The sequence below is a fragment of the Silvanigrella sp. genome (genome assembly GCF_044369315.1).
Taxonomy (GTDB): domain Bacteria; phylum Bdellovibrionota_B; class Oligoflexia; order Silvanigrellales; family Silvanigrellaceae; genus Silvanigrella.
The window spans coordinates 1-10,269 of record NZ_JBIPMD010000109.1; the positions used below are offsets into that span (position 1 = coordinate 1).

Consider the following 10,269-nt stretch of genomic DNA (forward strand, 5'->3'; position numbering starts at 1 on the left):
CTTTCAAAAGCAACTTGTTCTGACAATTTTAAAATTCTATTTTCCATCTCCATTTAAATCTCCTCCTCAAAAGGATATTTAATTCTGGATTTATGCTTTGTAAAAATCACTTATTGGGAGGACACTGACGGCGAAGCGTTTGGTGGTACCATGTTTGATATTTTAACGTCCGCAGAAAAGAAATTCGGGATCTATAACGGACTGCAAATGATGACAGACTTAACTTTAGATGCAATGCGCCTTAGTAGAAATCACCCGGCACTCGGAGAAAAAGAGTGGTTTGATCATATGCTGTTTGCTGACGAGCTAGGCAATGGCAATGTTCGCAAAAGTGGTGACCTTAGGCCCCTCATTCTTGCTGCGTTGGCTAAACGAAATTTCAGTATGGATAGCAATTCTCACGCTGAATTTATTTTCAAAGCGAATGGAAATGATGTGACTGCAGGTCAGCCCGGATCTCGTTCTAAGCCTATTCCTGTTACGTTGAAACCTGGCGAAACAAAACCCTTCAATCTTACCGTTCAACTTAAAAATTCCGCGTTCTACAAATTTAAATTCCCTGTACAAGTAAGGGTTAGTTTGGCCGGTGGTCCGATTCAGGGTGCAATTCATTGGAAGGATGAAGAGCGTTCTCCTATTGTTTACACTCTGAAATCCGAGGCTGATATTGCTAAGATTCCTCTCGTCGCGACAGCGCAGTGCGATGAAATTAATCGTGATGATGGAAGCTGTGTGGATTATGCATCAGTACAGATTCTTAACAATGGCCAAGATGCAAACAGCAAACCACAGGCTAAGAAACGTTTTTATTTAAGAATGAAGTCAGTTAAGTCTAGAAATATTGGATTTAATATGTAGCAGTCAGCTCTCGTAAGATTCGTAGAATAAGTAACCATATCCTACGAATCTTATCAATTTCTGTTACTTTATTAAAGAACGCTAAAATTAAAAAATATCATTCATTATCAAATCAATATCATCAAGAGTTGTTAGCGATGAAATATAAGAATCAGGCCTCACTAAAATAGCTTTATTTGCATATTGGAAATTTTCAGTCCAATAAAATCGCTCTTGTTTATTTAAGAAAATTTGAATTACATTTATAAATTTAGGTAAATTAAGATTGCTTTTAGTTCCGCCAAATAAGAATAAAGTAAAATAATTATATTTAAGCAAAGAATAGAGCCGTATTTTATTATCGCCCTCAAAAACTTCAAAATCATAAAGGCGCGAACCTGGGAGTCCATTGTTACCATAACGAATTCCCATTCCTGTGATATTGCCAGCATGTTCTTGCACAATTTTAACGTAATCTTGAGCATGAGTATTATTTTCTGAATACTTGGTAGAGCGCACAAGTTTTCCTGAGGTCTCAACCACGCTCAGAGCAACAGGTTTGCGTTCGCTTTCATAAGAGTGCAGGAGGGATGGGGGAGCGTTAAAATTTATCACCATATTTAATTTCCACATGAGATTGAAGGCATCGGCAATCCCTGTGTTCAGTCCTTGTCCACCATTTACGGAGTGAATATGGCAGGCGTCACCTGCAAGAAAAATGCGTTCTTTTATAGAAAATCTTTCCGCAACAGACTCTTTTACCGAAAATTCTGAAAACCAAACAATTTCTTTAAAACTTAAGGTATGCGGATACATAGCTTGATTAATTTTAGAAATAGCTTCTTCCATTTTAAATATTTTTGTATCCATTCTTACATAAAAGCGATCCATATTTTCTTCCCGTGGAATCCAGGCGACATCAGAAGTTTCTGATTGAAAAACAATGATTTCAGGTACCTTTGGAAAATCTGTATCGATAATTCCATCAATAACAGCCCAAATAATTTGGGGACGTGTTAATTGAAAAGGAATATTAAAATGATCTCGCACGAAAGAACGGGAGCCATCGGCGCCAACAATATATTTTGAAGAAATGATCTCTCCATTTGAGAGTTTTGTGAGGCATTCTTTTTCTGTAAGTTGGATATTTTCGACCAGAGTCCCTCGCTTTACGGATGTTCCTAAATTTTTCACTTTTTCATCCAAGAGTCTTTCCAAAAAGGACTGCCCCAGCATAAGAAAATGTTTATGAAAGCAACCTTCTAGCTCATCCCACCAAGTAGATTGACGGGACAGAAATTTACCATGAGACCAAACAGAACTTGTGTTGCATTTTTTTCCCAAAGAATAGAGGTCATCAAAAATATCGATAATTTCAAAAAACTGTAAAGTTCTTGCGTTTAAAGCATCGGCTCTACCAACTTTAAGAGGCTCTAGTGATTTATCCACAATCACAAAACTTAAACCACAAAGTTGTCCAAGATATGCACACATAAGTCCAACAGGGCCTGCTCCCACAATGACAATATCGGTTTCCTTAGCAAATAAATGTTTCATTTATAAGACTCCAATCCGGGATTATCAAAAGGAGGATTGCTAAGGACATGAACCCTTCTGAGATGTCGTGGAGATTTTGAAAGGAAGGCTTCACGCCCATGCAACAAAGTGAAATTATCAGAAATAACAACATCTCCTATGTGCCATTTATGGGCATAAAAATGATGCTGAGAGTAGAGTGACTCTAGTAAACTGTGATGAAATTCCACAAGCTCCTTTTCAGGTATTCCTGTGAATAATAGTGAAGCAGGATTTATAAAACGTCCGTTTTTATCCGTAGAAGGCTCATTGTAACGAATGACAGGATAATTTCTGAAAGGATGTTGTGTTATAATGGGTGACACGGTCTTACTATTATAGAATTCCATTTTACGTTGATAATGACCTGTTACCTTTTCCCAAAGTAACATTGTTTTAGCCGAAGCATTTTTTATCGCCATTGCCGTATTTGAAAATGTTGTTCTACCTCCGCAACCTTGAGAAGGAGCCTGAACACAATGAAATATTTGATATTCTGGAACTTGAAGGCGGTACATTCCATCCCAGTGCAACGGTACATAATTGTTATCAAAAATATGATCTTCTGGATTCTCATGCTCTACAAGTTCAAGAACTTTACCAAAGGGCCACATACTGATTTCTCCCCAGCTTTCACAGAACGCTGAAAAATCTTCCGCACCTTCAAAAGTTCGAAATCCTCTGAGTGTGATAAGATGTTCATTCTGAAACAGTTTACGTAATTCTTCCACGTTGAGATCGCACACATCATCTTTTGAACTATTTGCTTCGATAAGTATTCCAAAAGGTTTTATTCGCATTGTCTTATATTTCATAATGACATCACCTCATGTTTTTGAGTTATTTTAGAATTTTTGATCGTGTTGCGTTGCCAATTCATAGTGACTAGGGCGTCCATTTAGGGAATGAACCAATCGGGCTCCTAATGCTTTTGCTTCGGTTTGTTTGAGAAGGATAAAGCCTTCATTTGTTTTTACGGCTACACCGTGCCAGGGAGTCATCCAAGTTTCTGATCCTACGAGGCGTATGCCAAGTTTCTTCGCACCGCAGATTTGGGGGTGTATAGACAAACGAACTGAATTGGGCATTTGACAAGAAATCAGCTCGCTCCAAGCATTGCTTCTGAGAATGACTTCGTAAGCTTTTTTTCTGCATTCTTTTTGAAGAGCGGAGCGGCTTTTAGTCTGACCAGGGTAAAGTGAATCTTCAAGCAAAAATCGAGTAATGCCTAGGTACATGCGATGAGCTTCAATATCTTCTGGATTTTTAGAATGCTTCCCGCCTTGACGCACTTTTTCTTGTAAAGACTCCAGAGATTTCCCAAAACGTTCCATTAAATGTTGGCGCATTTGAACAAAATCATTTCCTTTGTACAAAGCATCAAGATTAAAAGTAGAAATATTTTTAAGTTCGAGTTCCTCAATCATCTGATCGAGTTCGTACTGATAATCTGTGACATCATCTTCGCGCATACCAACAATATCGCTAAAAACACGGCCATCTGAACACAAAATAATATGAGCACCAGGTGAATAAATAGATTTAATCTTATCGCAAAGCTCTTGAAGAAAACAAAGAGCACGGTGTTCTGCCATGTTAGGCAAAGTTCCTAAAACCTTATCTGGGTTAGGGGATTTGCCTGGAAATGCGGGAAGTACAAAAGTAACAGGTTTTTCTCGTTTTAAAGCATTAATAACTTTTTTTAAATGAGGTGAAGTGCATAAAGGGCAGGACAATTCACAAAGTGCGACGGAGGTTGGAGTTCGACGAAACTTCATAAAAATTTTTAATATATTTTTAGCCAATTCAGCTTCTTTGTCGTAATATAATTTATCTTCCACGCTTTTTTCGAAAGATGTTAAATTAAAAAAAGACTTTGAAGTATTCATTTTTATTCTCCTAGGTCATTTCCCATATTGGATATTATTATAAATAACTATAATAGTATCTGCGTTTTGTTCCAATTGAAAATATGCTATTTATTGATAATGATATTTATTATCATATTTTGTTTTTTTATATATGATAAATTTAAAAATACCAATAAATATGGATTTCAATAAAATTTATTTAAATAATCGATAATATAAGTAAAATGATATTGCAATATATTTCTTCAAAGTAGTGCCTCACTAGGGAAAAACGTCAGGAGCGGGAAGAATAATTGCTAAAAGGGAGTTAATATAAGTTCCTATTTACTTTTTCAAATACTCATTAGATTCAATTTTTCAGCAATTCTATTACCAATAATATAGCATGAATTGGAATCTAGATGAATTCCATCTATTACACTCGATTGAATAGAAAGCCCTGCATCTAAGAACTCACATTGCATTTCAATAGATAAATCATAATATAATTTTGATAATTCTTTTGATTTTTTTATTGCATCATCGTTAAATTCGGGATGTAAATTTTCAGTAATTGGTGGTGGACAAATTATTAAGATTTTAGGGGCACATGCATTTTGACCTGATAGGGATTCCTTTATTAGAGTAACAATTTTTTGCAATCCTTTTTTAATTTCAATAGCAGCTCGATTAAATTGTTTTTTTGTATCATTGGTTCCAAGCTATAGAATAATTAAATTAATTGGATAATGAATTTCAAGACTACATCCTAAAAGAGCAAATCCATTTCTAAAAGATCTACCTGGATTCATTTCATCTAAATCCGTTGTACGACCGTTTATTCCATCGGAAAATACTTCATAATCATCACCAAGTTTATTCTGCAAAATGGTCGTCCAGAGTTGATTTTTTTTATGCCTTTTTGCTAATTTTGTTTCGCTATTAAAACTTCCTGGTACAAATCCCCAAACATTCGAATCACCATAACATAATATTCTTTTCATTTTTTTCTCTTATATTAATAAATAAATTGAAATATTTAAATTCAATTTTGTTTTATAAATTATGTATTTTTTGTTACCAGATTATTAAAAATTTGGAACATATTTTCTTATAATTATTTTAAGTAAGGATCAATCCCATGGAATAGATTTATAATCAAACATTAAAAGACTTTTTTTAAAAAATTATCTAAGTGAAAATTAAAAAATTCAACAAAGTTTCTATCCTAATAATAAAGGGTATTTTTCAATAAATAATCGGGGTCACTTTCTAATTCGTTTCCAATTTTTTGCACAGCGTTTTCACTTAATGAGTTGAACCTAGCCCATCTAAGATTTTTTCCAGTTACACGATAAATCCTAGAGCAATTTTTACAATTCACAGTCGCAAGATCATCAATTAAATCATTTGAAATTAAAGCCTCTGAATTATTACAAATAACGCATTTATAGTCGCTCATATCAAACCAACCTCACAATCATTTTGAAACTCTATATTACCTTCGGTTTATTTTTTATAGGTTTGATACTTAACTGAATGGAGTAACGTAAGTTATTGAGTTCAAAGAAATCCAAATTCCATTAGAGTAACAATTTAAAATTTCATTTGCACCCTTAAAGGCTTGGAAATTGTCTATATAAAAATGCTTAATATCCTTAAATTTATGACATAAAATCAATTAATTGAGGTGATTTTTGATTATGTTGTGTGAATTAAGGAGGCATATATGAGACTAGTTATTGCTATTGTATCGACAGAGGATGGAGTCTGTTACAAGCAAAGGAAACGCAGGAGCTCACACCGCATGACTACTAAAGATAAAAAATTGACAATATTTGTTCTGTAGAAACAGGACGCGAAAAAATCGGTCTTGATTATGCAAACCATATTGATATTGCAATGGGATATTCTGACACTCCGTTTGCTAAAATCTTAATGAATGAGCAATTAAAAGAATGTAATTCTACTCTTGATAATGATATTAGAAGTAAAGTCAAAATTCTATTCAACAAAAAAAAATAATTAAAATTTTGGATACAATGATTCAGACCCTCAAAACACAAAATGAATGATTGGAGAAATATGCCATTAAAATTTAGTATAAAATATTTTTCTTGTTTAATTTTTTTATTTTCTGTTGCAATTCAAATTCAATTTTAATTGCAACAGAAAATAAAATTAATTATGCTTCTAAACTTAATGTGAGCCAAAATATCGCCTATGCTTATGTAACAAATGCTCTTACAAACTCCATCTCTTCCTGTAGAGTTAATTTAGATGGTTCTTTAAATAATTGTGTGAAAGCTGCTAATATAAGTTTTGGGCCTGTCTCAATTAGTTTTGATTCTTTTAATAATGCATATTTACCAAATGCTAGCGCAAATTTTTTAACATATTATGGAGCGAGTTATAATGGCTTACTTCCTCTGTGCTGCTCTACTAATGGTCCTACAATTGATGGCCCTATATCGGCTATTTTTTACAATGGATTTGCATATATAAATAGTCTCAAAAATAATTCAGTCGTTTATTGTCCCCAACACTTGGTAATTGTAAAACAACAGGGAATGGGTTTCATACTTCATTTGATATGGCAATTAATAATAACTTTTTTTATATAACTAATAATTCTAATAGTTCTGTAAGTCTATGTTCAATAATAAATCAAGAATTAAAAAATTGCTCCCCGACTGGTTTTGGATTTACATATCCTTATGGAATTGTATTTTATGGAAATTATGTCTATGTTAGCAGTCCTAGAAATGATACTATTACTGTTTGTAACGTTAATAACGATGGGACATTTTCAAACTGTACAAATACGGGAATTGGCTTTTCAGGTCCAGGAAAAATAGCTGCATATAAAGGTTATCTATATGTAACAAATTCAACTTCAGATTTTAATAATATTAGCTACTGCCAAATAGGAACGAATGGGTTATTAAATAACTGTTTATATACTGGCACAGGTTTTTCTGAACCTATAGGCATAGCAATTTATACCCCTTAATTATTTTAATAATTTTTCTTTAATTCCAACGCGGTAAAAAATCATACAAATAAATCTGTTTTTGAATTTTCAATTTTAATATTAGATAAATTTCAAGAATAGACAAGATTATTGAGCGAGCCAAATTCGTTTAAAAACGGCAATAGATGGGATATCCTTCGTAGATGGTGCAAAACTAAAGCTAATGAAGAATATTTTAATAAAAAAAAATTAAATTAACATGCAGATAAAATTAATAAATAACAATATTGGGAAATATATTCATTGAAATTATTTTAGAAATATAATGATGAGTTATCTTTTATTTTAATTTTTTATCAAAAGAATATGGAACAGATCCAACAATAAGAAAAAAAATACAACAAAAAAGCATAGTATAATCTAAGCGAGATTCATGTGCTGCTTTAGCTATTCCATTTTTTAGTAATACAGGAAGTTTTGTTGTCTATAAAGCAACAACCATAGTTGAAATTTGGGAAATAGCAGAAAATCGAGTTAACAATCCAATCAAAACTGCAATACCAAAAACTATTTCTCTCGATTGAATATAAAGCCCCGCATCTAAGAACTCATTGATACTGGAGGAATGAAAAATCTAATAGATAATTTATAATATAATTTTGAGAATTCTTTTAATTTTATTATTGTATCAAAGTTAAATTAAGAATTTAAATTTTCAGTAATTTGGGGTTGATAAATAATTAAACTGCCAGGAACAAACCCCCAAACATTCGAATCACAATAACTTAATATTTCGATTCGTTTTTATATATTAATAAATGAATCGAAATATTTAAACTAAATATTGCTCTATGAATTTTTTATTCACCAAAAGGAAACTCTTTCATTCTCTGGAAGAGTCATAGGATCCCCATGTTTACAAGCATAAGTGTCTTCGAAATCCTTTAAGAGTCTTAAGATATTATTTACTCTGAATTCGGGAGAAGAATGAGTTTCGTTTTTAGCTCGTTTTTCATTGTAACTTGGCAGAGAAACTTCACAATATAATTTAGCATAGTTTACGAAAAATTCTTTTTGAAAGGGAATAAGACTTTTATATTTTCCAGAAAATACAATTTTATATGCGGAATTGAGTCCAATATAATCTGCTATATTTTCTCTTAAATTCGTTTTTCCATCTCCTCCATATTTATTATATAAATTTATCATTTTATTTATATTTTTTTCATAAATTTCTTTTTCTCTTTCATTTGTAAACGAAATAAAATGCTCTTTCTGTTCTTTAAATTCAATGTAATGAGCAATTTCATGTGCAATGATAGACCCTACGGAACCCATCATGTATTGAAGAGTTTGAAATTTGTTGAATTCATGAATATAAAGTCCTGATGGCAAAAGCGATAATTGATTTGAAAAAATTTTAAATTCGATAGAGTCTTTAAATAAAGAGTTTCTCCAGATGCTTTCATCATCTATTTTTTTCATATTTTCTAACATTGATGATATTTTATTTTTTTTCAAAATGGATAAATTTTTAAGATAAAGATAAGGGCTTAATAGATCTATTCTTTCTAATTGCCATTGCTCCAATTTTTCTGGAAAAGTATTTTGTAATTTGATATTTCTAATTTTTAACATTGCCTTATCTTTTGTTTCTTGAGACATCCAGGAATTTTCTTTAATATTTTTAATTGTTCCTTTTTTGGCAACATCAAAAATAAATTGAGTTACTTTTTTATTAAATAAATGTTTATTTTCTTGAATAAAAAGATAATTGATATTTTGTTCGAAGTGTTCGTATATTGCTGAATAAGCTGTTTGCTCTAAATTGTTACTTCTACTTTTATTTAATTTTACTTCACTAAATGCATTATAATAATTTAAGATTATATTAGAAAATTTTTCATATAAATCTGGATGTGAATATTCCATATTTGGAGATATTCTAATGATTAAGCTTAATGCTTTGATATCTTCTAAGCTTGCATTATTTAAAAGTATATTTGTTCTGTATAATCGTTGGTTGTCATATTTTTTATTAATTTTATTTTCAGTTTGTCCTTTGAAATAAAGGTTATAATTACTAAAATTATTTTCAAAAGATTTAAAGTATGGATTATCAAAATTCATTTGGTTATTACTGTAAACGTCTTCACCAATAGCAGTATATTTATAAAAATGAATTATATTTTTTGCAATTATTTCATAATTCTCAAAGCCTAAAATTTTAATATACTCAATATAAAAATTTTCTAAATCATTTACAAAATTTGTTACCTCAAATAGATTTGTTATATGAGAATTAGGGTATGAAATATCAAAAAGAGGAAGATTCATTGACTTTATAAGCAATTCTTTAAACGCAGGGTGAGGATATGTTCCCACTTTCATTAAAAAATCTTCTCCATTTAAGTAAGACTTTCCTAAATGCTCAAGAAGTTGTTCCTTGCTCATGTTTGCGGTTTGAAATGTAAAATTTCTTATGATTTCTTCTGACTCGCTTCTCCTCGCATTTGAATTGAGATAAGATTCGTAAAAATGTTTAATCATGCTTTTCAAATTTTTACTTCTATTGTCATCATTTGAATTGAGATTTGTGGATAAAATTTTGTTTTTAATAAATTCATTTATTAATTTTTTATATTTTAAATTGCTTTCATCCGTATAAAATGAATAACTAGGATATTCTTCTGGCAGTTGAAACTTTTTTATTTCTTCAGAACAAACGTATTCATAAAAATTATCGCATGGTTGAATTGTTTCACTAAGTTTAAATTCTCTTTTTTCAGGAATAATAAACTGCTCTAGTGGAATTCTTGAGACATCTTTTGCAAAAGATTGAAAAGAAAGAAAAAAAATTGAAGTAAACAATATATTTTTTATATTTAAGTATTTCAAAATTTAAAATCTCCTAATAGATATAGGGTAAGTTGCTATGTTGAAGTAGGGTTAGGTTAGATTTGAAAATCAACCTTTTCAGAGTATTATTTTGAAAGAACGCCTCTAAGAGTTGGAGGTTAAAATGTCTGAATC

The 10,269-nt window shown here is 31.2% G+C and carries 10 protein-coding genes; 2 read left to right on the plus strand and 8 right to left on the minus strand.

The genetic code is table 11. The annotated features are described in order from the left end of the window. The first annotated feature begins 150 nt into the window (after positions 1-150). Complete coding sequence (locus ACIQ56_RS09875) at positions 151-858, plus strand: hypothetical protein (protein ID WP_397600896.1); 708 nt, start codon at positions 151-153, stop codon at positions 856-858. A gap of 87 nt (positions 859-945) precedes the next feature. Here ACIQ56_RS09875 and ACIQ56_RS09880 read toward each other — a convergent pair whose 3' ends face one another. From ACIQ56_RS09880 to ACIQ56_RS09905, 6 genes are all read right to left on the minus strand, one after another. Next, complete coding sequence (locus ACIQ56_RS09880) at positions 946-2,394, minus strand: FAD-binding protein (protein WP_397600897.1); 1,449 nt, start codon at positions 2,392-2,394, stop codon at positions 946-948. Continuing rightward, positions 2,391-3,227 (minus strand): TauD/TfdA dioxygenase family protein, encoded by an 837-nt coding sequence (locus tag ACIQ56_RS09885; protein WP_397600898.1) that lies wholly within the window; start codon positions 3,225-3,227, stop codon positions 2,391-2,393. Before ACIQ56_RS09885 ends, ACIQ56_RS09880 begins: the two co-directional genes overlap by 4 nt. Positions 3,228-3,257: 30 nt before the next feature. Then, positions 3,258-4,190 carry an L-tyrosine/L-tryptophan isonitrile synthase family protein gene (locus ACIQ56_RS09890; protein ID WP_397600904.1) on the minus strand — a complete coding sequence of 311 codons (933 nt, stop codon included), beginning with the start codon at positions 4,188-4,190 and terminating at the stop codon, positions 3,258-3,260. 425 nt (positions 4,191-4,615) lie between these two features. After that, the gene (locus tag ACIQ56_RS09895) at positions 4,616-4,924 is read right to left on the minus strand and encodes a hypothetical protein (RefSeq protein WP_397600899.1); all 309 of its coding nucleotides are present in this window, start codon (positions 4,922-4,924) and stop codon (positions 4,616-4,618) included. A gap of 60 nt (positions 4,925-4,984) precedes the next feature. Next, positions 4,985-5,266 carry a hypothetical protein gene (locus tag ACIQ56_RS09900; RefSeq protein WP_397600900.1) on the minus strand — a complete coding sequence of 94 codons (282 nt, stop codon included), beginning with the start codon at positions 5,264-5,266 and terminating at the stop codon, positions 4,985-4,987. A gap of 224 nt (positions 5,267-5,490) precedes the next feature. Then, positions 5,491-5,724, minus strand: a complete 234-nt coding sequence (locus ACIQ56_RS09905) for a hypothetical protein (protein WP_397600901.1) — start codon at positions 5,722-5,724, stop codon at positions 5,491-5,493. Positions 5,725-6,795: 1,071 nt separating this feature from the next. Between ACIQ56_RS09905 and ACIQ56_RS09910 the strand changes: the two genes are divergently transcribed. Next, positions 6,796-7,275 (plus strand): YncE family protein, encoded by a 480-nt coding sequence (locus ACIQ56_RS09910; protein ID WP_397600902.1) that lies wholly within the window; start codon positions 6,796-6,798, stop codon positions 7,273-7,275. Between the two features lie 445 nt (positions 7,276-7,720). On the opposite strand, the gene ACIQ56_RS09915 is transcribed toward ACIQ56_RS09910, so the two are convergent. Both ACIQ56_RS09915 and ACIQ56_RS09920 read right to left on the minus strand, forming a co-directional pair. Next, positions 7,721-7,870 carry a DoxX family membrane protein gene (locus ACIQ56_RS09915; RefSeq protein WP_397600905.1) on the minus strand — a complete coding sequence of 50 codons (150 nt, stop codon included), beginning with the start codon at positions 7,868-7,870 and terminating at the stop codon, positions 7,721-7,723. A 230-nt stretch (positions 7,871-8,100) separates the two neighbouring features. Then, positions 8,101-10,134, minus strand: coding sequence for a M13-type metalloendopeptidase (locus ACIQ56_RS09920; protein WP_397600903.1), 2,034 nt, complete (start codon positions 10,132-10,134; stop codon positions 8,101-8,103). Positions 10,135-10,269 lie beyond the last annotated feature (135 nt).

Coding starts and splice junctions, on each gene's coding strand:
- ACIQ56_RS09875 (WP_397600896.1), top strand. CDS start 151: ATGTTTGATATTTTAACGTCCGCAGAAAAGAAATTCGGGATCTATAAC.
- ACIQ56_RS09880 (WP_397600897.1), bottom strand. CDS start 2,394: ATGAAACATTTATTTGCTAAGGAAACCGATATTGTCATTGTGGGAGCA.
- ACIQ56_RS09885 (WP_397600898.1), bottom strand. CDS start 3,227: ATGAAATATAAGACAATGCGAATAAAACCTTTTGGAATACTTATCGAA.
- ACIQ56_RS09890 (WP_397600904.1), bottom strand. CDS start 4,190: ATGAAGTTTCGTCGAACTCCAACCTCCGTCGCACTTTGTGAATTGTCC.
- ACIQ56_RS09900 (WP_397600900.1), bottom strand. CDS start 5,266: ATGAAAAGAATATTATGTTATGGTGATTCGAATGTTTGGGGATTTGTA.
- ACIQ56_RS09905 (WP_397600901.1), bottom strand. CDS start 5,724: ATGAGCGACTATAAATGCGTTATTTGTAATAATTCAGAGGCTTTAATT.